Below are 22,356 nucleotides of genomic sequence, written 5' to 3' on the forward strand. Positions count from 1 at the left end.
TTTGACGGAGGTTTAAGCCGCATCCTTGTTTGCGTAAGCCGACACGACGCGTGCCAGCTGACCTGCAGGAGCCTGAAGGACGCCGGCAACTTTCGTCGCAGGAGCCTGAATAAGGCCAACAAGTTTGCCACGCAGCTGATCGAGAGAAGGAAGCTTCGCAAGCGCCTGAACGCCGTCGGCGCCGAGCACTTTTTCTTCCATCATCGCACCAATGATAACGAGCTTGTCGTTGTCCTTGGCGAAATCGACAGCCGCTTTAGACGCTGCAACAGGGTCTGGAGAGTAAGCGATAGCTACAGGACCAGAAAACAGTCCTTTCGCGTCATCACCACCTTTGTCTCCAAGACCTTCAAGCGCCTTTTTAGCGATACGGTTTTTGATAACCTTCAACGCGCCACCCTGCTCACGCAGTTTGCCGCGAAGGTCCGTCATTTCCGCAACGGTCAGTCCTGAATAGTGAGTCACAACGACCACACCCGACTCGTCGAAAATGCTTTTCAGCACTTCCATAGACTCGGCTTTTCCAGCTCTATCCATTACGGTCTCCAATTGAGGCTCCCGGACCATCCGCAGAGCCCTGGTGTCTGCACTTCAGTTACCTAAAGTGCGCCTGCCCAGGGATCATGCAGAGACCGAAACGCAAGGAATGATTCCAAGGATTCAATTCTGCCTCTCCCCGTCTATCATAGGACTTACCGGTTTCCCGACCTATGGTCTCGGACAGGTTCCAGTTGGCGAACCACATGATTCACCAACCAGAGTCGCGTCCCATAGCGCGTTTATTGCGTTGCTGCAATAGCCTGGGATGCATCAATCAGAACGCCCGGCCCCATTGTAGAGGACAGGGAGATCTTTTTGACATACGTGCCTTTCGCGCCAGAAGGCTTCGCCTTCACGATAGCAGATACGAAAGCATTGATGTTTGTTTCGAGGTCGTCGCTCGAGAAGCTCGCCTTACCAACGCCCGCGTGGACAATGCCAGCCTTCTCAACACGGAACTCGACTGCGCCGCCTTTGGCATCTTTAACAGCCTGAGCAACGTTCGGCGTAACCGTGCCAACCTTTGGGTTTGGCATCAGGCCGCGTGGACCCAGAACCTTACCAAGACGACCAACAACAGACATCATGTCTGGTGTCGCGATGACGCGGTCGAAATCCATCTTGCCGCCCTGGATCTCTTCCATGAGATCTTCAGCGCCAACGATATCAGCACCCGCTTCTTTTGCTTCTTCCGCTTTCGCATCGCGAGCAAAGACAGCAACGCGGATCGTGCGACCCGTGCCAGCTGGCAGGTTGCAGACGCCGCGGACCATCTGGTCAGCATATTTCGGGTCTACACCGAGATTAACGGAAATATCGATCGTTTCGTCGAATTTCGCTTTTGCGTTAGACTGAACAAGCTCGACAGCCTCACGAACAGAATAAGCCTTATTGCGGTCTACGGTTTGAAGCGCCGCGGCCATACGTTTTCCAGCCATGGTTTACTCCGTTACCTCAAGACCCATAGAGCGCGCAGAACCAGCGATGATGCGAGCAGCCGCATCGAGGTCGTTTGCGTTCAGGTCAGCCATTTTCACTTCAGCGATCTCACGGCATTGCGCCATGGTCACCGTACCAGCTTTTTCGAAAGCAGGCTTCTGAGAACCTTTTTTCAGACCAGCCGCCTTCATGAGAAGGATAGAAGCTGGAGGCGTCTTTGTGACGAAGGTAAAGGACTTGTCCTGATAATAGTCGATGACGACTGGAATCGGCAGACCTTTTTCCATCTGAGCGGTCTTCGCGTTGAAGGCCTTACAGAATTCCATGATGTTGATACCGCGCTGACCGAGCGCCGGACCGACTGGCGGTGACGGAGCTGCTGAGCCGGCCGGAATTTGGAGCTTGAGCTGCCCCAGAAGTTTCTTAGCCATACTTCCCTCGATTTAACTTGCCGACCATCATTGAAACGACCGGATTGGGACCGCGTGGTGCACTTAACCCATGGACTTACGGGCCAGCTCCCACACGAAGCTGCGGCTATTACAGGAAAGCCCCAAAGAGTTCAACCCCACACCGCAACAACAAAAAAGGGCGCCTGATGCGCCCTCTTCGATTCTGCTTTCTGCAAGGATCAGACCTTGTCGACCTGACCGTATTCCAGATCTACCGGTGTCGCACGTCCGAAGATCGACACCATAACTTTCAGGCGACCATTGTCTTCGTCGACTTCCTCGACCGAACCTTCGAAAGACTGGAAAGGACCGTCGTTGACGCGGACCTGCTCACCAACTTCAAAGCTGATCGTTGGACGCGGACGCTCATGCGCCTCTTCAGCTTCACCAAGGATACGCTGAACTTCACGCTCGGAAACCGGCAGAGGCTTCTTGCCCCCCTCTGCTCCGAGAAAGCCCGTTACCTTCGGCGTGTTCTTGACGATGTGATAGATATCATCTGTCAGAACCGCTTTCATCAGAACATAACCTGGGAAGTAGCGCTGTTCGCGCGTCCGCTTGCGGCCGCGAACGACTTCAACAACTTCCTCAGTTGGAACTTCGATCTGTTCGATCAGGTCTTCGAGATCATTGATCCGCGCTTGCTCACGAATGGACGCGGCAACCTTCTTTTCGAAGTTTGAATATGCGTGCACGATGTACCAGCGTGCTTTCAGTGTCTTCTGGCTCATTCCAGCCAATCTCCTAGCTTGAACTTGCGCCGGTAATCATCGGGATCAGGATCGACCAGATGCTGTCGACTGCGAAAAGGAATGCTGCCGCAATCACAACCATGATCAAAACCATGATGGTCGCTGCCACGGTTTCCTGGCGGGTCGTCCAGGTGACTTTGTTTCCTTCGGCGCGTACCTGTTTCAGGAACGTCATCGGTCCTGTACGCGGTTTCTTCTCCGACATCAGCTCAGCTTCTCTTTTTCTGCGAAGTTGGGGTGACTAGCTTATTCTTAAGCAAACGTCCATGAAAAATGTTCGATTGCAACGTCACGCATAAACTCCACAATGTTCGATCCATTTCAACAAATACGCCGGCAGGTGAAAAGCCCTGCCGGCGTAAATGCGTTCCAGTTTTCAGTTCAGTGCGGAAGCGTCCCCTGTGAACCCGAGCTTTGCGGCTGCCCCGAGAGACTAGCCTGTAGCGCAGCCTGGTCGGCTTCGCTCCATTCAATCTCCTGCAGAGATCGCTTCAGCGCATGTGCCAGGACTTCATTGATCTCGCTCACTGGAATGATCTTGAGCCCCTCCTTCACATTGTCAGGAATGTCAGCAAGGTCCTTCTCATTCTCCTGCGGGATCAGAACGGTCCGGATACCACCGCGCAACGCAGCAAGTAGTTTCTCCTTCAGACCACCGATCGGCAATACGCGGCCACGCAAGGTCACCTCACCTGTCATCGCAACATCCTTGGAGATTGGATTGTTGGTCAGCAGCGACACAATGGCCGTTGTCATGGCGATGCCTGCAGACGGGCCGTCTTTCGGTGTTGCCCCCTCCGGCACGTGAACGTGAATATCGGTCGAATTGAAGACGTCAGGACGAATACCGAGCGAAACCGCCCGTGCTCGAACCAGACTGTTGGCTGCCGAGATGGATTCTTTCATCACATCGCGCAGATTACCCGTCACAGTCATACGACCACGTCCTGGCATCTGAACAGCTTCAATCGTCAAGAGATCTCCGCCGCTCTCTGTCCAGGCGAGACCTGTGACCGCGCCAATCTGATCTTCCTTGTCAGCAAGCCCATAACGGAACTGACGAACACCCGCATAATCGTCCAGATTTTCAGGCGTTATATGAACTGATTTCACATCATTCTGCGCAATCTGACGAACCGCTTTGCGTGCGAGCTTAGACAGCTCCCGCTCAAGATTCCGAACACCGGCTTCCCGTGTGTAGTAGCGAATCTCATCGCGAATGGCTGAGTCAGATACGATCCACTCCCCATCCTTCAAGCCATGATTCTCTGCGATCTTCGGAAGCAGGTGACGCTTCGCGATTTCCAGTTTCTCGTCCTCTGTATAACCAGCGATCCGAATGATCTCCATCCGGTCCAGCAAAGGCTGAGGCATGTTGAGCGAGTTCGCTGTTGTCACGAACATGATATCGGAAAGGTCGTAGTCGACTTCCAGATAATGGTCATTGAAGGTCGAGTTCTGCTCAGGGTCCAGCACTTCAAGAAGTGCAGACGCCGGGTCGCCGCGATAGTCCATACCGAGCTTGTCGATCTCATCCAGCAGGAAGAGCGGATTGCTCGACTTGGCTTTTTTCAGAGACTGAATGATCCGGCCTGGCATCGATCCAATATAGGTACGACGGTGGCCGCGGATCTCCGCTTCATCACGTACGCCGCCCAGGGAAACGCGAACAAATTCGCGACCCGTCGCTTCCGCGATCGAACGACCAAGCGACGTCTTACCGACACCCGGTGGGCCAACGAGACAAAGGATCGGACCTTTCACCTTATTGGTACGCGTCTGAACTGCGAGATATTCAAGGATGCGTTCCTTGACCTTCTCAAGACCGTAATGGTCTTCCTCGAGCGTATCTTCCGCTTTCTGAAGATTCGTATCGATCTCTTTTTGCTCACCCCAAGGGAGTGCAAGGATCCAGTCGAGATAGTTACGAACCACGGTCGATTCTGCCGACATAGGGCTCATCTGGCGCAGCTTCTTCAGCTCAGCGTCCGCTTTCGCACGCGCTTCTTCGCTCAGCGGTTTCTCAGCGATTTTCTGCTCAAGTTCTGCCAGCTCATCGCCGCCATCATCCTGGTCGCCGAGCTCCTTCTGAATGGCCTTCATTTGCTCATTCAGATAGTATTCGCGCTGGGTTTTTTCCATCTGACGTTTGACGCGGTTTTTAATCTTCCGCTCCATCTGGAGCATCCCGATCTCACCTTCCATCAAAGCGTAGACACGCTCCAGGCGCTCCCCGACATTCTCAATCTCGAGCAGAGATTGTTTGTCAGAAAGCTTGATAGAGAGCTGAGCCGCAACAGAATCGGCAAGACGACCTGGCTCCGTGATCTCCGAGACAGTAGAGACCGCTTCCGGCGGAATCTTGCGGTTCAGTTTCACATAGCCTTCGAATTGCTCAATGACCGCACGCGACAGAGATGCCGCATCTGAGTCATTGGTATCGTCTTCTTCGATAGTTTCGACGTCTGCTTCGAAATATTCTCCGCGGTCGTGAAGCGCTTGCAGGCGAGCCCGCTCTTTACCCTCGACGAGGACTTTTACGGTACCGTCAGGGAGCTTCAGGAGCTGCAGGATGGTCGCCACCGTACCAACGGGATAGACGTCTTCGGCAGTAGGCTCATCAATGGTCGCATCGCGCTGAGCGATGAGCATGATTTCATTTTCGCCATCTTCAACGACATCAAGCGCCCGAACGGATTTGTCACGCCCCACGAATAGTGGCGCCACCATGCTTGGGAACACCACGATATCTCGCAGAGGCAGAACCGGCAGTTTTTTTGTTTGTGCCATGGTTTTCTCCGGCTTGAACAATACTGAGCCGGCGGCACCTTTCCCGTTTATCGGGAGGCCAGCCGACTCGCTTTCACCGTTTAATGTGGAACTCGGACTGAGAGGGTTCAAGCACCCTCAGCAGAAACTTCCGTGAGCAGACTGCATAAGTCTTTAGGATGCTTCGCCTTGATCAGGTTCGCGCTTAGAGTGGACATAAAGAGGCGCTGCGCCCTTTTCCACACTCTCAGCATTGACCACGACTTCTTCCACGCCGTGCAGGTTCGGCAGCTCGAACATCGTATCCAGCAGGATGCCCTCCATGATCGAACGCAGACCACGCGCACCTGTTTTACGCTCAATCGCACGCTTGGCGATAGCCATGAGCGCGTCTTCGCGGAAGGTAAGCTGTACGTCTTCCATCTCGAACAAACGCTGATACTGCTTGACCAGAGCGTTTTTCGGCCCGGTCAGGATCGTGACCAGCGCATCTTCGTCCAGATCTTCCAGCGTTGCGATGACAGGCAGACGGCCAATGAACTCAGGGATCAGGCCGAAGCGCTGCAGATCTTCTGGCTCGACTTCACGCAGAATCGCGCCGGTACGACGGTCATCCGGACCTTTGACGGTTGCGCCAAAGCCAATCGATGACCCTTCGCCACGGTTTGAAATCAGCTTATCGAGGCCAGCGAACGCGCCGCCGCAGATGAAGAGGATATTGGTTGTATCAACTTGCAGGAATTCCTGCTGCGGATGCTTACGGCCGCCCTGAGGTGGAACAGATGCAACCGTGCCTTCCATAATCTTGAGGAGCGCCTGCTGAACGCCCTCACCCGACACGTCACGTGTTATGGATGGATTGTCAGACTTGCGACTGATCTTGTCGATCTCATCGATGTAAACGATACCGCGCTGTGCACGTTCGACATTGTAATCGGCAGACTGAAGCAGCTTCAGAACAATATTCTCAACGTCTTCACCGACATAACCTGCTTCCGTCAGCGTCGTTGCGTCAGCCATTGTGAACGGCACATCGAGAATGCGCGCCAGCGTTTGCGCGAGAAGCGTTTTGCCGCAACCGGTTGGACCGACGAGCAGAATGTTGGATTTCGCCAGCTCGACGTCAGGACTTTTAGAGCTGTGTGCAAGACGTTTGTAGTGGTTATGCACCGCCACAGACAGAACCCGCTTGGCATGTTCCTGGCCGATGACATAGTCATCGAGAACATCGCAGATTTCCTGTGGTGTCGGCACGCCCTCTCGAGAGCGAACCATGGCCGTCTTGTTCTCTTCACGGATGATGTCCATGCAGAGTTCAACGCACTCATCGCAGATAAACACTGTCGGCCCGGCAATCAGCTTTTTCACTTCATGCTGGCTCTTTCCACAGAAAGAACAATACAACGTATTTTTGCTATCGGTCGACTGGGGTGGTTTGTTCATCAAGACCTCAAGGAGCCTGGCTCCGCACTTCGTTCTATCTGGCTTACCGCCTGTTCAGGCAACTGTTCTAAGCGCAAGAGGGTTTACGAGTAGTTCCCTCAGACATTTAAACCAGCATAAGGCATTAAGCCTCGCAAGCCAATTTGTCTGGCACTCGGCCGCAGAATGCGGCTTCCTGCCGTTAATTCACGCCGATTAAGCGTCTTCACCTTCGCGACGCTCAAACACTTTGTCGACGATTCCGAATTCCTTAGCTTCTTCAGCCGTCATGAAGGAATCACGATCAAGTGTCTTCTCGATCTTCTCATAAGGCTGACCGGTATGCTTCACGTAAATATCGTTGAGGCGACGCTTCAGTTCGATGATTTCCTCAGCATGGCGCTCAATGTCCGAAGCGACACCGCTATACCCGCCCGACGGCTGGTGTACCATGACGCGCGCATTCGGCAGCGCAATGCGTGAACCTTTGTCACCAGCAGCAAGCAGCAGAGAACCCATGCTCGCCGCCTGTCCAATACACACCGTCGTGATTGGTGAACGGATGTATTGCAGGGTGTCATAAATCGCGAGACCTGACGACACGATGCCGCCCGGAGAGTTGATATAGATCGAAATCTCTTTTTTCGGATTCTCGGACTCAAGGAACAGCAGCTGCGCGATGACAGTGGTTGCCAGCGAGTCATCAATCGGCCCTGCGATGAAGACGATCCGCTCTTTCAAAAGCCGAGAGAAAATATCGTATCCGAGAGTGCCCCGGCTGCTTTGATCGTAAATCGTCGGATTGATAATCAGACCGGTTTCAGCCGACTTTAGCATCTCTTTTGTCTTTCCCGTTATCATTTCTGATCTGGTGATCTCTATATCTGAGCAGGATTTCGGTTTGTGCAAGTGACGCGTTCAAACTTTCAGCAATCCTGCTGTGGAATGTGTTCCACAATTTCAGAGCATGATTGGCAGAAGATTAAAAGGACCTGTCTCAGTTTCACATAAAAAAGGCGAAATCTGCCGTCTGGCCGATTTCGCCCCTCTTTTTAGTCGACGAAGCGTCGAAGCTTACATCTCTGGTTCAGCTTCAAGTTCTTCGCGTGTCGTTTCAACGTCCGTAACTTTCGCACGTTCGAGGATGTAGTCGACGACCTTTTCCTCGAAGATCGGCGCACGAAGCTGAGCCATTGCGCCTGGTGTACGTTGGTAGAACTCGATGATCTGACGTTCCTGGCCAGGATAGTTTGAAGCTTCCTGGTTGAGGGCACGAGCCACTTCTTCTTCCGTCACAACGACATTTGCGTCACGACCGATTTCTGCGAGCACCAGACCAAGACGGACGCGGCGTTCTGAAATCTTGCGATACTCTTCCTTGAGTTCGTCTTCAGACTTATCCTTGTCTTCGTCGTCAAGGCGGCCAGCTTCTTTCTCGCGCTCAAACTGAGCCCAGATCTGATTGAACTCGGCGTCAACCATGCCTGGAGGCAGGTCGAAGCTGTGAAGCTCGTCCAGTTTATCGAGAAGCGAGCGCTTCACTTTGTTTCTTGTGAGACTTTTGTGCTCGTTCTCGATCTGCTCGCGAACAACCTTTTTCAGGGCTTCCAGATCTTCGAGACCGAAGTTCTGAGCGAACTCGTCATCAACATCAGGCGTCGCAGGCGCGCGAACTTCCTGAACCTTCACTTCGAAGACGGCGTCTTTACCCTTCAGGTTCTCGGATGGATAGTCATCCGGGAATTTCACGTTCAGCTCAGTTTCATCGCCGGCTTTCACGCCAAGGAGCTGCTCTTCGAAACCCGGGATGAAGCGACCTTCGCCGATCACAACAGCCTGGCCTTCTGCAGAACCACCCTCAAAAGCTTCGCCGTCGATCTTACCGACGAAATCGATCACAACCGCATCGCCGTCTTCAGCTTTCGCATCTTCGGCTTTTGCGTCGTATTTCTTGTTGTTGTCAGCAAGGCGCTGAACCGCTTCGTCAACCTGCTCATCGCTGACAGGCGCAGTCGGGCGCTCAAGCTCGAGTTCGCTGACGTCAGCTGGCTCGAATTCCGGCATGACTTCCACATCCATCGTGTAGATAAGGTCGTCGTCACCGGAAGCGACTTTTTCAATGTCAGTATCGACTTTGATATCTGGTTGCTGAGCAGGACGCAGAGAACGCTCGTCCAGCGCCTCCTGGCTCGTTTGGGTCACGACTTCCTGAATGATGTCGCCCATGATGGACTTGCCGTACATGCGCTTCACGTGAGAAGCAGGCACTTTGCCAGGGCGGAAGCCCTTCAATTGCATTTGCGGACGGATTTCTTCAATCTTCGCTTCAAGTTTCTCCGCAAGCGCGCTGGCAGCTACACGGATCGAAAAAGAGCGACTTAAGCCTTCGGTCTTGGTTTCTGTGACGTCCATCGGGTGTTCCTTCATGGCCGACATTCGGCCTATTGCGTCAAATCATCAGGAGATCGCTGACTGGGACGGTCCCTGTCAACGTCTAAATCAGCGGCGGTGTATGTCACATGGAAAAGCAGGTGTCCACGGCCTGCACGTGACTGATTGGAAGGAAATTGTCCTTCTTCGCCGCCTGATAGAAGGAAACAGGCGTTTAGACAATTGCCTATGGACAAGTTGAATCAGATTGCACAAACAAATGAGCATGATCACAGGACCAACGTCTCATAGCTTTTACTCCCAGCGTATGCGTCTGCATTACGTAGACTGGGGTAATCCGACAGCCCCTCCCCTTATCCTTTTGCACGGCGGGCGAGACCATTGCCGCAGCTGGGACTGGGTCGCGGAAAAACTGAGTAAAGACTGGCATGTCATAGCGCCGGATCTACGAGGACACGGTGATAGTGAATGGTCAACGGACGGACACTACACGCCCGACGCGTGCGTCTATGATCTGGCGCAACTCATTCATCAGAAGAAACTGGCCCCGGTAACGATCGTTGCACACTCCTATGGCGGCAATATCTCACTACGTTACACAGGGCTTTATCCCGAAAACGTTCGAAAAGTCGTTTCGATAGAAGGGCTCGGCCCATCACCAAAGGCATTAGAGGAACGTCTTTCCGTGCCCATCGACGAGCGCGCACGCAAGTGGATTGACGACAAGCGCGCTGCCGCTGGACGCACACCACGTAAATACCCAACTCTTGAAGATGCGTACAAACGCATGAAGGAAGAAAACAGCTATCTTAACGATGAGCAGGCTCGTCATCTAACAATTCATGGCATCGCCCAGAATGAAGACGGCACTTATTCATGGAAATTCGATAATTATTTCCGCGTCTGGCCGCCATTCGATATGCAGCAAGCGGATATCGAGCTGTTGTGGGGGCGCATCACGTGCCCGACGCTTCTATTGTACGGTAAGGACAGCTGGGCCTCTAACCCTGCAGAGGACGGTCGCATCCGCCACTTTAAGAATGCGACCGTCAAATCGTATGAAAATGCTGGTCACTGGTTACATCACGACCAGTTTGAGAGATTCATGCAGGAGATGCAGGATTTCCTCTGAACATCAGATATCTGGCTCGATTCCGAGCCAGCTCCGCATCGCGTTCAGATGATCCCTCCGAAACCCGCGAGCCGCAGGCAAATCGCTGATGCGCTGGAAGCCATGCGGTCCGCCAGGGTAGACGTGCAACTCCACCGGGACACCGGCAATAGAGAGCCGCCGCGCATAGTCGATATCCTCATTTAGGAACAGATCGAGCGCCCCGGTTCCGATGAACGCGGGCGGCAAACCGGAGAGGTCCGCGGCACGCGCAGGCGAGAAGTGTCCGATTCGCGCATCATCGAGCTGGTAACCTCCCCGCATCGCAGACCAACCGAAAACATTGTTTTCGCGTGACCAGGAATAGTGAGCAACAGTTGGATTCGGGTCCGGATCATCTGGCGTGGCCGTTCGATGATCCAGCATTGGATATACCAGCGCCTGCCCCACCGCTTCGTGTGCCTTCCTGTCCCGGCACATCAGGCAAAGTGCTGCGGCGAGACCACCGCCTGCACTTTCACCCTCAATAATGAGTTTGGCGGCATTTATGCCAAGCGCATCTGCATTCTCAGCCACATATTGAAAGCCATCGAAACAGTCCTGCAAGGGCCCCGGAAACGGTGTTTCTGGCGCCAGTCGGTAATCGACGGCAATCACAACACAACCAATATTGTTCGCCAGCTGTTGATTGAGATTGTCCATCATCTCGGCGGTCCCAACCACATAACCGCCACCATGAATCGCATATATGGCACCGTCAGTCTTTCTGGATTCTGGCTCCAGCACTCTCAGCTCGACCGTTCGTCCCTCGTCGCCTGTGGGAACCTGGATCGTCCGCGCTGGCTTAGCTGGCGGCGCCAGACTGGCAAAAAGTTCGGCCATAGCAGTACGTCGCTTTGGCAGGGTCTCTACCGTGATCGGCGGTCCATCCGTTGCCTCAAAAATCTCCCTCAGAGAATCGGGAACAAGGTAATCATATTTGCGGCTCATACCGCTCCTCCCACGTTTTATTCTGTTCGTGGAAGACTTTCTGGAAAAACGCACCTGATCAAGCGCAAAAGGCTGTGTTTGGCTTGCCCCAAGGGCAGCTTGCCATCGTGAAAATTACATCGCAAACACTGTGTCAGTTCGCAGTTTTGGCAGCCTGCACCACACGGTCAGAGTGCACCAAAATTCAGCGACAGACACATGACACGGCCGAATTCGGTACGAAGTTTAGAAAAGGGAAAGGGAGCCCAGATGTCAGACAAACCAGAGGGTGTAGGCAAAGAAGTTTTGTATGAAGTCAGCGATTATATCGCTGTGGTCACGCTGAACCGCCCAGACAAAAGAAATGCTGTAAGCCCAGCTGTTGCTCAGGCGCTCGACTGGATTGTGAAAGATGTTGAGTCGAACGACGACGTTCGCGTCGCGATCCTGACATCTTCGCTGGAATCAACGTTCTGCGCGGGCGCTGACCTTGGTGAAATTTCCAAAGGCAATGGTCACCTGCTCGGCACGAAGGATGGCGGATTCGCCGGTTTCGTAGACGCCAAGAAATCCAAGCCATGGATTGCAGCGGTTCGCGGCAACGCGCTTGCTGGTGGCTGCGAGCTGTCACTTGCTTGCGATATGATTGTTGCATCTGACGATTCCCGCTTCGGTCTACCAGAAGTGAAGCGAGGCCTGTTCGCTGGCGCGGGTGGCGTTCACCGCCTTGTGCGCGCGATTCCACGCCACATCGCGCTTGAACTCGTCGCGACGGGGGATCCGCTCGGTGTTGATCGCGCTTATGCGCTCGGCCTCGTGAACCGTGTTGTGCCACTGGCAGAAACAATGGACGCAGCGAAAAAGCTCGCACAGGAAATCTCCGTCAACGCGCCTATGTCAGTTCGCGAAAGCCTGAACGTCGCTCGTCTCGCGCAAGAGATGACGGATGCCGACCTTCGCAAGCTGTCTGCCGAAAAATCCAAAATCGTCTTCGCAAGCGAAGATGCCAAAGAAGGCCCACGCGCATTCCTGGAGAAGCGCGCTCCGAAATGGGTTGGGCGATAGTTTAGTGGAAGCAGGCCGCCTTTCGGGGCGGCCTCTTTGTTACCCTTATGAAGACAAACGATCCAACACCAGCGTCCAGGCCAGCCGCGCCGATCAAACCGGCCGCGACTGTGATTGTTGTACGTTCAGAGCCTCGCCTCGAAGTTCTGATGGTACAACGCTCCAACAGTGGTATGTTCGCAAATGCGCTCGTCTTTCCCGGCGGTATGCTGGAGCAGGAAGATTCCGCTGCCTCCTGGGAGCATTTGCTATCCCATTCAGAGCCGCTTGATCCGAAAGCGCGCAGCCTTCGCATCTCCGCCATAAGAGAAGTCTGGGAAGAGACAGGCATTTTGCTGTGTGACGAGGACGAGACCTGCCCACCAACCACGCCCAGCAATGAGGCGGGCGCTTTCAAGGCGCTGGTACAGTCCCAAGGACTGACGCTCGACCTTGATGCGGTCACGCCCTTTTCCAACTGGATCACCCCACCGGGTGCCCCAAAACGCTATGACACGCATTTCTTTCTCGTGCATTTCGCCGGCTCCCATCGCGGTATTTCCGATGGTGTCGAAACAACTCACCTGACCTGGCAGTGCCCACACGACCTGCTTGCACGTCACGAGCGCGAAGACATCGACTTGCTTTTGCCCACACTCGGCAACCTGCAGCTTCTTGTCAGGTCAGACACAGTCGAAGGCGCGATAACCGATGCGCGCAATCGCACGATTACGCCGGTCATCCCCGTGACGGAAATGCGCGATGGTGTGCCCTATGTCGCCGTCCCTGCCGGAACACCCTTCGGAAACGTCGCTATGACGGCAGCTCGCATGACGAAGCCACGAAAAGTTTTTAAGTAAGCACACAACTTCGCCCACAGAGCGAAGACAATCGACGAAAAACATCCTGAGGGAGGATCCAATGAGTGACCCGTTATTCGATCTGAGCGGTAAAACTGCGCTCGTTACCGGAGGCAGCCGGGGGCTCGGCTACCAGATGGTCAAGGCATTTGCAGAGCGCGGCGCTGACGTCATCATTGCGAGCCGAAAGCTTGAGGCTTGTGAGGAAGTTGCAGAAGAAGTCCGAAAGCTTGGCCGAAAAGCGCTTGCCGTTGCAGCACACTGCGGAAAATGGGACGATCTCGATAAGCTCATCGAGGCGAGCTATGACGCATTCGGTAAAATCGATATTCTCGTCAACAATGCCGGCATGGGACCGCGCGTTCCGAGCCATGAGGTCAATGAACAGCTTTTTGACAGCGTTCTGAACCTGAACTTCAAGGGTCCTTTTTATCTGGCCGCGCAGGTCGGTCATCGTATGAGCCAATCAGGTGGCGGCAGCATTATCAATATCTCGTCAACGGGCAGCCTGAATCCGCTTCCTGAGGTCGTACCCTACGGCTCAGCCAAGGCTGCACTCAACGCTATGACGGTGTCGTTGGCACACGAGTACGGCCCAAAGGTACGAGTGAACTGTATCGCAGCAGGTCCATTCCTGACCGATATCTCCAAGGCGTGGAGCGAAGATATGCGGCAGTCCGCCCCCAACGCTCTGGGGCGCCCGGGAAAGCCAGAGGAAATTGTCTCTGCTGCGCTCTACCTGGCAAGCGATTCATCAAGCTTCGCAACGGGCTCCCTGATCCGCGTCGACGGCGGGAGCCAATAGCGCCCGCAAATTGATGGAAATGCGACAGATGGCATTTCCATCTAATTTCGCGTGCCTGGACGTTATTTTGGTTGACGACTAATAGCAGAGCCATTTCATTCAGCTGGCAATGGAGGGAATTATGCGAAACCTATTTTTAGTTTTAGGCATTTCGGGCGCTTGCATCGCCATGTCCGCGTGCACGACACCGTCAACCGGTCCTCAGCAGGTTGCAAGCGCGCCATCAACCAAAATCGGCACCACGAAAGGTGAGGATGAAAACGGAGATGAAATCATCTGTCGTCGCGATTATGAGACAGGCTCTCGCGTGAAATTTACCGAGGTTTGCGGCACCCAGGAAGAATGGGATATCATGGACCGTGAAACACGCGACTTCATGAAAGATGCAACAGGCCAGCGCGCCGCTTCTAACTCACGTTAATCAACATTTTGCTGTCGCAGAAAGCGCGTCCTTCGGGGCGCGTTTTTTTTTGTGTTGGGCCTGCGAGGAAAAACCCGCAGAACTGAACAACTTGATTTTCTTGGAAGTTTTGGCCGCAAGGCCAGAAAAAAATTAGTCCCAAGTGGCGCGAGTGACGGGGCTCGAACCCGCGACCCCCGGCGTGACAGGCCGGTACTCTAACCAACTGAGCTACACCCGCTCACCACTTGGGAAGCGGCTGTTTACGTTCCTGAGTTGGCTGCGTCAAGCATAAAAGTTCAATTCATTTGCACTTATTTTCAGGCCAGCCCCAGAATGGCCGAAAACAGGCTGTCCAATCGTTTTCTGCTGTGTGTTATAAGGCGACAGCATGTGGAGCGAGGGCAAAAATGCGTAAGATAATTCTTCTGTTGGTGGGCGTTTTGGTCATCGCTTTGATTGGTCTGGCCGCATTACCGTTTTTGATTCCGGCCTCTACATACAAGAACGTCATTGAAGCACGGCTGGAAGATGCTCTGGGACGGGAAGTTACCTTTGAAAGCGATCCGCAGATCAAATTCTTTCCTCAACTGGGTGTTTCCCTCGAAGGCGTGAGAATCGAAAATGCCGACGGCTTCAGCGAACCCTATTTCGCCAAGGCGGACAAACTGGATGTCGCTGTAAAGCTGATCCCCCTCTTCTCCAAGCGAGTCGAAATCGCGGCAGCTGATTTCCAGGGCGCTGAAATTTTACTCGAAGAGCTGGCGAACGGTGAGAACAACTGGACCTTCACCTCGGCTGAACCCAACACAGATGATGCCAACGGGCCTGGCAATGAAGCCGGCCCAGATTCTGGCTCAGACTTCGAAGCCATCATCCCCAAGGCAAGTCTTAGCAATAGCCGGATAAAGTACTCAAACGATGCTGAAGGCGTTGTCTACGACATTTCCGAAATCAATATGGAAGCAAGCCTTACCGGGATGGATGCGCCTGCCAGCCTGAATGGTAGCCTTGCCTTGAATGGAGAGACCATTCGCATCCGCGCTGATATCAGCTCACTGAGAAGCGTGATGGAGAGCATGCCGTTTGAAACAGATGTGAGGCTCGATTCTGACTATGGTCAGATCTCCTTCGACGGCGGTGTGGAGATTGCGCAAAGCATTCAACCCACTGGCAATCTGAGTATCAGCACCAATAAGCTGAGCGATCTCGCAAATATCTTTGAAATTCAGCTACCGGCATCGTCTGGCAATGCCTTCAAAGCTCTGTCGGCAGACCTTTCGCTTTCGTCAGAAGGCGACCTGACTCGTATGATCATCAATGAACTGACATTCGATGATATCACAGCGACTGGCTCCATCGGGGTCGACCTATCTACAACCACGCCATATCTCGATCTGGACCTGACAATCCCGGAATTGATCGTCACGCCCTATCTCGCCGAAGGCACCGAAGGAAATGACGCCAGCGATCCGACAGATGGTTGGAGTGAAGAACCGATCGACCTCTCCGCCCTTCGTGCGATCAACGCTGATCTGAACCTGGAAATCGGACGACTTGCAAATGATCGTGCAGAAATCCTGGACGTCGTTTTCACCGGCAAGCTTGAGAATGGGAAGCTTACAGGGCGCCTGCAATCGTCTGCCCCCGAAGGGGGGCGTTCCGGCACGCCAAAAGCACTAAACCCTCTTTACTCAGGCAGCCTTGTGAGCGACCTCACTCTTCAGTCGCGGGAAAATGGTCAGAACTACCTTGTATTTGACGCAGAAGGATCGGGCATTGCCGCCGCTGCGCTTGTGAAATTCTTTACCGGCCAGGACGTTCTTCAAGGCGTAGCATCCATTGATGCCAATGCGAAAAGTTATGGCCGCAGCATGGATGACATTGTTGGCAACCTCTCCGGCTCATACGCCGCTGGTATCGACGACGGCGCCATTCTGGGCATCAACCTGCCTCAGCTTCTCCGAAGCGCACAGGAAGCGCTCACAACAGGCAAATTGCCTGCAGCGCTCTCCCCGGGTGAAAAGACGGATTTTACGTCACTAACCCTGGAAGGGGATCTGAATTCTGGGGTTGCTGAAATCACGCTTTTCGAATTGCTCAACCCGCTTCTGCGTGCAGATGCGACCGGTACGGTGAATCTGCACGATCAGACCCTCGACATCCGTATTCTCCCGAAAGCACTTCCAAAAGCCGCAGAGGATGGCTCCGGTGCCGTCAAAGGGTTCGGAATACCGCTGCGCGTCTCTGGCAGCTGGAGCAACATCAAGGGCGGTCTGGATACAGAATACCTTGGCCAGTTGGCCGCAGAACAGGCGCAGGACCGTATCAAAGATGAATTGAGCAAACGACTGGGCGGTGACACCGGTGGATTGATCGACGGCATTTTTGGTGGCGGAAATAATCCTCGCCCTCAATCCCCATCACCCGAGAATGAAGACGACAGCGCCGAACGTCAGACCGAGGAAGATCCTGCAGAACAGATTCTGCGGGGCATCTTTGGTGGACGGGATAACTAGGGTGTCAGGGGTGATCTCTGGTCGGAGCGAGAGGATTCGAACCTCCGACCCCCGGTCCCCCAGACCGGTGCGCTAACCGGGCTGCGCCACGCTCCGACAGAGAGGGCGAAGGTATAATCGCCCTCTATATGGCTTTCAAGAATTATTCGAATTTTCAGGCCGCGTCTTTAACCAAAACCGCGTCGAGGCGCGATTTCACTGAGTTCAGCTCCGCAAGGAGTGTGCTCAGTCGGTCAGAGGCAGAAGAGGCTGTGTTGGAGAAAACACCTGTCTCAACCACATCATTTACAGTCTGCTGCAAACGCTGGACAGGGTTGGCTGCAGGGCTTGTGAATTCAGACGGATCAATGACTTCACGAACTGCAACGGATGCCAAGCGTACATCACCCTCAAGCACAGCGTCGATGCCCTGGCTTTTCAAAAGTTTCTGAGCACCTTTGATCGTCATACCTTGTTCGTGCAGCAGAATTTGGATGGCACGAAGCGTACGCATATCATCAGGACGATACATGCGACGCCCATCCGGACGCTTTACGGGTTTTAATGCTGCGAACTTTGTTTCCCAGAAACGGAGCACATGAGTCGGAAGCTCCATATCTTTCGCCGCTTCACCGATCGAACGAAATGCCTGATGGGACTTTTTCGCGCTTGAAGCCTGGCGTGCGGTGGTCATGGGGACGTCCTTATTTTTCTGTCAGTGTATCCACGCGCTGTTTCAAAAGAGGTGATGGACGGAATGCAACAACACGGCGAGCCGAGATTTCGGCGGCAACCTTGGTCTTAGGGTTGCGCCCCATGCGCGCCCGCTTCTCACGCACGACAAAATTGCCGAACCTCGCGAGCTTCACAGTTTTGCCTTCGGTCAACTCGTCAGAAATCAGCTCAAGAACTCGCTCCAGCAATTCACCGGAGTCCTGACGGGTCAAACCAATCTCACGAACGATCGAATCCATAATCTCCGAACGCGTCACGGCCTTGTCTTGCTGCACTCCCACCTCCTTGACAGCGTTAACAGAACACTCCCCAAACCTTAACGAAACTCTTACAAGCGGAACAAATTTGCGCCCCATGCAAAACCGCCGCCCATGGCTTCGGTCAGCACAACGTCCCCGTGCTTGATACGACCATCACAGACTGCTTGACTTAACGCAAGTGGAACAGAGGCCGCAGACGTGTTTGCATGCATGGAAACCGTTGAAATTATTCTCGATTGATCGATTTTTAGTCGTTTTGCCACGCCATCGAGAATTCGCTGGTTGGCCTGGTGCGGAACAAACCAGTTTACATCCTCATGACTGAAGCCTGCTGTGTCCAGCAGATCGACAACTGCATCAGAGATATTCGTAACGGCGTGCTTGAAGACCTGTTTACCGTTCATCCGAAGATGACCGACTGTCTGAGTCGTTGACGGGCCGCCATCGACATACAGAAGTTCGTTGTGAGACCCATCGGTGCGCAGCTTATGTGCGATCAACCCCATCGGCTCGTCCGTATCCACTTGGTCTGCTTCCAGTACCACCGCGCCTGCACCGTCGCCGAAGAGAACGCAGGTACCGCGGTCGGACCAGTCCAGAATGCGTGAAAACGTCTCCGCGCCAATCACCAGTGCTTTTTTAAACCCGGAATTGCGCATCAGGCCATCAGCCGTCGCGAGCGCAAAGATAAAGCCGGAACACACCGCAGCGACATCGAAAGCGGCGCCACCCGTCATACCCAGCTTGTGCTGAACGGTGGTTGCTGTGGCTGGAAACGTCTGGTCCGGCGTAGCGGTCGCCAGCACGATGAGATCAATCTCGTCTGCACGAATGTCGGCATTTTCGAGAGCAGCCTTTGCTGCGGCCGTACCTAGGTCAGATGTAAACTCACCTTCCGCAGCAATGTGTCTTTGTTTAATGCCCGAACGGGAGGTGATCCATTCGTCGCTGGTATCGACCATGCGCCCCAGATCATCATTGGTCAGTATCTTTTCTGGAAGATAGCTACCAACGCCCGTCACCCGAATTACTTGTTTCATTGGGCGGGAATTCCTTCTGATTTTTCTTGCAGTGCCCGCAAACGCTTTAGATTTTTCGTCACGTCTTCACCAAAATGGCTTCGTCCGACCTGGCGCGCAAGCCGTAAAGTCGACGCAAACCCAGTCGCATCGGTGCCACCATGACTTTTCAGAACAATGCCGTTCAGACCGAGAAAGACCCCACCATTGACCGTGCGTGGGTCCATGCGGGTCTTCAGGGACTTAAGGCCATTCATGGCGAGCAAGGCACCGAGCTTAGCCAGGAGGCTCGATGTCAGCGCATCCTTCACGAACCCGGATACGAGGCGCGCTGTACCTTCGGCTGTCTTCAGTGCGATATTGCCGGTGTATCCGTCCGTAACCACCACGTCCGACGTGCCCATCGAAATGTCATTGCCTTCGACAAAACCGATATAATTCAGGCCAAGCTCGTCCTTCTTCAGAAGATCGGCAGCCTGACGAACGTACTCAACGCCTTTCAGCTCCTCTGAACCAATGTTCAAAAGTCCAACTGATGGCGCTGCCTTGTCGTGAATCGCACGCGAATACGCCTCGCCCATGATCGCAAACTCAACGAGTTGCTCGGCATCTGCTTCCACATTGGCGCCGACATCAAGAACCACACAATGGCCCTGCGGCGTTGGCCAGCTCGCGGCAATTGCAGGACGGTGTACACCTTCAACGGTTCGCAGAACCAGCTTCGACATGGCCATCAACGCCCCCGTATTCCCCGCAGAAACCGCAACCGCTGCTTCACCGGATTTTACGGCAGCGAGTGTGTTCCACATGCTACTACTCTTACCGGAGCGAACAGCCTGGCTGGGCTTGGCGTCCATGGCGATGGCTTTATCCGTATGACGTAGCTCGGTGATGGCCTTGACGTCCGGATGCTGATCTAGCCAGGGCTGAATTTTCGCCTCGTCGCCGTGAATCAGGAAGCGAAGATTGAAACCATCCTTCGCGATCAGCGCCAGACCACCCAGCACCGAATCCGGTGCGTGGTCTCCACCCATCGCATCAATGGAGAGAACTAGGGGTTCATCGGGGGACATAGACTATCCTCGAAACTTATTCTGGCGCGTTGTACATGTGCGCATCACAGAGTGTAACCTGTTGGCTATGATATGATTATGACAAAAACTTCGTCGCATCCGGCCAGTTTATATCTGCCTCCATCAAGGACGTATCCGGCGTTTTGTCCAGTTCCTGAACTAGATGGAGGACATATTCAGTGAGTTGTGTGCTGATTGTGCCATCCCGCTCATCCAGCAAATTACGATGAATGGCAGCCTCTAAGGCCTCCGGGCTCTTTTGCAAAGCCTCATCATAGGCCCGGGCGCGTCCCAGATAGGCTTCTCCCAACAGACGCATGCGCTTTCCGACCATAAGATCGCCGACACCGCTTTCACGAAGGGCGTAATCAAAATTCGAAAACAAGCGATCAAACAGTCTTTCACTGAGCTTCGCACCATCTGGCTCGAGGTCGCGCAACCTGCGAAGAACAAGAACCGCATGCAGCGTCATCAGCTCGAATCGCCCATCTAGTGTATCAGGCACGCCGCGCTCGGAATAGAAAACCGGCAATCGGGACTGGCCGATGATTGAAGACAGCCAGTTTTCAGCAGCCTGTCTCAACTGCTTTTTTCGCCCGAATATTCGTGACAAAAACAACATGTTTGCGGTCCCCGCTTGCCAAATGCACCATTGACCCGTTAGTTCAGTCGTCAACCTAGGAGAGGACACATGGCGCGCAAATTCCTTACTGTTATCGCTTCTGCTGCGCTTTTGTCTGCATGCGCAAGTGCCAGCCGTGATTTTCAGGGCTATGTCGTCGATGATGCGGCACCAGCAGATGTAAAACCAGGCGAAGACACACGCTCTTCTGTACTCACTACGCTCGGCTCCCCATCGACCAGCAGTGTGTTTGGTGATGAGACATGGATTTATATGAGCTCCACTCGTGAGCGTTTTGCCTTCTATCGCCCGAAAGTCGTTGATCGCACGATTGTCGCGATTCGATTCGGCGAAGATGATATCGTCGAAGAAGTGCTCGAATACGATGAGACTCAAGGCCGGGTGATTCAATACGCATCACGCGAAACACCAACGCGTGGCCGTGAACTTGGCTTGCTCGAGCAGATCTTTGGCAATGTCGGACGCGTCGCCCTTCCTCAGGACACGCGCGCACCGGGTGATATCGGCCGCGATTAGTCCAATCAGGTGAAGATGTTCTTTCGGTAAGTTTCTTCCACCTTGATCTGCTTCAAATCACTTTGAACCATCATTGAGACCAGCTCTTCGAAGCTGGTCTTGTGTTTCCAGCCCAATTTCTCTCGCGCTTTGCTCGGATCTCCGAGCAACAGATCGACCTCGGTCGGGCGGAAATAGTGGGGATCGATCTTCACCAGGACATCACCGGTTTTAACGTTGATCCCTTCCTCTTCAACGCCCTGACCGCGCCACGCGATTTCAATATCGACTTCTGAGAAGGCCCGCTCAACAAACTCCCGAACAGAATGCGTCTCACCCGTCGCAAGCACGAAATCTTCCGGCACCTCCTGTTGAAGCATGAGATACATGCCCTCGACATAATCACCGGCATAACCCCAGTCTCGCTGCGCATCGAGATTGCCAAGATAAAGTGTCTTTTGCAGCCTGTGGTGAATGGCGGACACCGCGCGCGTAATCTTGCGTGTTACGAAGGTTTCTCCGCGCATTGGCCCTTCATGATTGAAGAGAATGCCATTGCAGGCATACATGCCGTAAGCCTCGCGATAGTTCACCGTTGCCCAGTAGCCAAACAGTTTGGACACACCATATGGCGAGCGCGGGTAGAATGGCGTTGTTTCTGTTTGCGGCACTTCCTGCGCCTTGCCGAATAGCTCAGAGGTCGATGCCTGATAGAATCGAATGGACTCAGTCAGACCGAGCAGTCTGATTGCTTCCAGCAAACGCAATGGACCGATTGCATCAGCATTCGCCGTGTATTCTGGCGTCTCGAAGGACACAGCGACGTGGCTTTGTGCCGCCAAATTGTAAATCTCATCGGGCTGAATGGTCTGAACAAGTCGGATCATGTTCGTTGAATCGGTCATGTCACCGAAATGCATGAAAAAGCAGGTCTCACTCTCATGTGTATCGACATACAGTTCGTCAATTCGCTCGGTATTGAAGGAGGATGAACGGCGCTTCACGCCATGCACTTCATAGCCCTTGTCGAGCAAAAGCCGCGCAAGGTGAGCGCCATCCTGGCCCGTCACCCCGGTTATCATCGCCTTTTTACGTGTCATGAGACCCTGCCCGATTTGATTCGTCTGAAATGTTATCGGGAGTCAGCCTAGTGATAAAACATTTCCGGATACTCACCAA

23 protein-coding genes and 2 tRNA genes are annotated in these 22,356 nt (G+C 53.8%); 7 read left to right on the plus strand and 18 right to left on the minus strand.

Annotated elements, in window-relative coordinates; genetic code table 11:
* Positions 1-12: 12 nt before the first annotated feature.
* The 9 genes from rplJ to tig form a co-directional block, all read right to left on the minus strand.
* Positions 13-537: a 50S ribosomal protein L10 gene (rplJ, locus tag ACFQDM_RS11855; protein ID WP_377379309.1), complete on the minus strand. Its 525-nt coding sequence runs from the start codon at positions 535-537 to the stop codon at positions 13-15.
* Positions 538-779: 242 nt separating this feature from the next.
* Positions 780-1,478, minus strand: coding sequence for a 50S ribosomal protein L1 (gene rplA, locus ACFQDM_RS11860; RefSeq protein WP_377379311.1), 699 nt, complete (start codon positions 1,476-1,478; stop codon positions 780-782).
* Between the two features lie 3 nt (positions 1,479-1,481).
* Positions 1,482-1,910, minus strand: a complete 429-nt coding sequence (gene rplK, locus ACFQDM_RS11865; protein ID WP_377379313.1) for a 50S ribosomal protein L11 — start codon at positions 1,908-1,910, stop codon at positions 1,482-1,484.
* Positions 1,911-2,110: 200 nt separating this feature from the next.
* Positions 2,111-2,662, minus strand: coding sequence for a transcription termination/antitermination protein NusG (gene nusG / locus ACFQDM_RS11870; protein ID WP_377379315.1), 552 nt, complete (start codon positions 2,660-2,662; stop codon positions 2,111-2,113).
* A gap of 13 nt (positions 2,663-2,675) precedes the next feature.
* Positions 2,676-2,888 (minus strand): preprotein translocase subunit SecE, encoded by a 213-nt coding sequence (gene secE, locus ACFQDM_RS11875; protein ID WP_377379316.1) that lies wholly within the window; start codon positions 2,886-2,888, stop codon positions 2,676-2,678.
* 176 nt (positions 2,889-3,064) lie between these two features.
* Positions 3,065-5,473, minus strand: coding sequence for an endopeptidase La (lon, locus tag ACFQDM_RS11880; RefSeq protein ID WP_377379318.1), 2,409 nt, complete (start codon positions 5,471-5,473; stop codon positions 3,065-3,067).
* A 153-nt stretch (positions 5,474-5,626) separates the two neighbouring features.
* Positions 5,627-6,895: an ATP-dependent Clp protease ATP-binding subunit ClpX gene (gene clpX, locus ACFQDM_RS11885; protein WP_377379320.1), complete on the minus strand. Its 1,269-nt coding sequence runs from the start codon at positions 6,893-6,895 to the stop codon at positions 5,627-5,629.
* 195 nt (positions 6,896-7,090) lie between these two features.
* Positions 7,091-7,711, minus strand: coding sequence for an ATP-dependent Clp protease proteolytic subunit (locus ACFQDM_RS11890; protein ID WP_377379322.1), 621 nt, complete (start codon positions 7,709-7,711; stop codon positions 7,091-7,093).
* Between the two features lie 237 nt (positions 7,712-7,948).
* Entirely contained in the window at positions 7,949-9,301 is a 1,353-nt protein-coding gene (gene tig / locus ACFQDM_RS11895) for a trigger factor (protein WP_377379324.1), read from the minus strand.
* A gap of 229 nt (positions 9,302-9,530) precedes the next feature.
* Between tig and ACFQDM_RS11900 the strand changes: the two genes are divergently transcribed.
* Positions 9,531-10,397, plus strand: a complete 867-nt coding sequence (locus tag ACFQDM_RS11900) for an alpha/beta fold hydrolase (protein WP_377379395.1) — start codon at positions 9,531-9,533, stop codon at positions 10,395-10,397.
* A 3-nt stretch (positions 10,398-10,400) separates the two neighbouring features.
* On the opposite strand, the gene ACFQDM_RS11905 is transcribed toward ACFQDM_RS11900, so the two are convergent.
* Complete coding sequence (locus tag ACFQDM_RS11905; protein ID WP_377379326.1) at positions 10,401-11,366, minus strand: alpha/beta hydrolase; 966 nt, start codon at positions 11,364-11,366, stop codon at positions 10,401-10,403.
* 249 nt (positions 11,367-11,615) lie between these two features.
* Here ACFQDM_RS11905 and ACFQDM_RS11910 point away from each other — a divergent pair, with 249 nt between their 5' ends.
* The 4 genes from ACFQDM_RS11910 to ACFQDM_RS11925 all read left to right on the plus strand — a co-directional run bounded on the left by ACFQDM_RS11910 (position 11,616) and on the right by ACFQDM_RS11925 (position 14,475).
* Positions 11,616-12,410 carry an enoyl-CoA hydratase-related protein gene (locus ACFQDM_RS11910; protein ID WP_377379328.1) on the plus strand — a complete coding sequence of 265 codons (795 nt, stop codon included), beginning with the start codon at positions 11,616-11,618 and terminating at the stop codon, positions 12,408-12,410.
* Positions 12,411-12,457: 47 nt separating this feature from the next.
* A complete protein-coding gene (locus ACFQDM_RS11915) occupies positions 12,458-13,249 on the plus strand; it encodes an NUDIX hydrolase (protein ID WP_377379330.1) in 792 nt (263 codons plus the stop codon).
* A gap of 61 nt (positions 13,250-13,310) precedes the next feature.
* Complete coding sequence (locus tag ACFQDM_RS11920) at positions 13,311-14,054, plus strand: SDR family NAD(P)-dependent oxidoreductase (RefSeq protein WP_377379332.1); 744 nt, start codon at positions 13,311-13,313, stop codon at positions 14,052-14,054.
* A gap of 169 nt (positions 14,055-14,223) precedes the next feature.
* Complete coding sequence (locus ACFQDM_RS11925) at positions 14,224-14,475, plus strand: hypothetical protein (RefSeq protein ID WP_377379334.1); 252 nt, start codon at positions 14,224-14,226, stop codon at positions 14,473-14,475.
* A 143-nt stretch (positions 14,476-14,618) separates the two neighbouring features.
* On the opposite strand, the gene ACFQDM_RS11930 is transcribed toward ACFQDM_RS11925, so the two are convergent.
* Positions 14,619-14,695, minus strand: a tRNA-Asp gene (locus ACFQDM_RS11930).
* Positions 14,696-14,864: 169 nt separating this feature from the next.
* On the opposite strand from ACFQDM_RS11930, the gene ACFQDM_RS11935 reads away from it, so the two are divergent.
* The gene (locus ACFQDM_RS11935) at positions 14,865-16,973 is read left to right on the plus strand and encodes an AsmA family protein (protein WP_377379336.1); all 2,109 of its coding nucleotides are present in this window, start codon (positions 14,865-14,867) and stop codon (positions 16,971-16,973) included.
* 18 nt (positions 16,974-16,991) lie between these two features.
* On the opposite strand, the gene ACFQDM_RS11940 is transcribed toward ACFQDM_RS11935, so the two are convergent.
* From ACFQDM_RS11940 to ACFQDM_RS11965, 6 genes are all read right to left on the minus strand, one after another.
* Positions 16,992-17,069, minus strand: a tRNA-Pro gene (locus ACFQDM_RS11940).
* Positions 17,070-17,127: 58 nt separating this feature from the next.
* Entirely contained in the window at positions 17,128-17,646 is a 519-nt protein-coding gene (locus ACFQDM_RS11945; RefSeq protein WP_377379338.1) for a MerR family transcriptional regulator, read from the minus strand.
* A gap of 10 nt (positions 17,647-17,656) precedes the next feature.
* The gene (locus ACFQDM_RS11950) at positions 17,657-17,962 is read right to left on the minus strand and encodes an integration host factor subunit alpha (protein WP_377379339.1); all 306 of its coding nucleotides are present in this window, start codon (positions 17,960-17,962) and stop codon (positions 17,657-17,659) included.
* Between the two features lie 53 nt (positions 17,963-18,015).
* Positions 18,016-18,987 carry a beta-ketoacyl-ACP synthase III gene (locus ACFQDM_RS11955; RefSeq protein ID WP_377379341.1) on the minus strand — a complete coding sequence of 324 codons (972 nt, stop codon included), beginning with the start codon at positions 18,985-18,987 and terminating at the stop codon, positions 18,016-18,018.
* Positions 18,984-20,039: a phosphate acyltransferase PlsX gene (plsX, locus tag ACFQDM_RS11960; protein WP_377379343.1), complete on the minus strand. Its 1,056-nt coding sequence runs from the start codon at positions 20,037-20,039 to the stop codon at positions 18,984-18,986. The genes ACFQDM_RS11955 and plsX overlap by 4 nt, the downstream gene beginning before the upstream one ends.
* A gap of 76 nt (positions 20,040-20,115) precedes the next feature.
* A complete protein-coding gene (locus tag ACFQDM_RS11965) occupies positions 20,116-20,622 on the minus strand; it encodes a ubiquinol-cytochrome C chaperone family protein (RefSeq protein WP_377379345.1) in 507 nt (168 codons plus the stop codon).
* 108 nt (positions 20,623-20,730) lie between these two features.
* On the opposite strand from ACFQDM_RS11965, the gene ACFQDM_RS11970 reads away from it, so the two are divergent.
* Complete coding sequence (locus tag ACFQDM_RS11970; RefSeq protein ID WP_377379347.1) at positions 20,731-21,198, plus strand: outer membrane protein assembly factor BamE; 468 nt, start codon at positions 20,731-20,733, stop codon at positions 21,196-21,198.
* A 5-nt stretch (positions 21,199-21,203) separates the two neighbouring features.
* On the opposite strand, the gene gmd is transcribed toward ACFQDM_RS11970, so the two are convergent.
* Positions 21,204-22,277, minus strand: coding sequence for a GDP-mannose 4,6-dehydratase (gmd, locus tag ACFQDM_RS11975; RefSeq protein WP_377379349.1), 1,074 nt, complete (start codon positions 22,275-22,277; stop codon positions 21,204-21,206).
* Positions 22,278-22,356: the final 79 nt, after the last annotated feature.

The organism is Ponticaulis profundi, from assembly GCF_042659465.1.
Classification (GTDB): domain Bacteria; phylum Pseudomonadota; class Alphaproteobacteria; order Caulobacterales; family Hyphomonadaceae; genus Ponticaulis; species Ponticaulis profundi.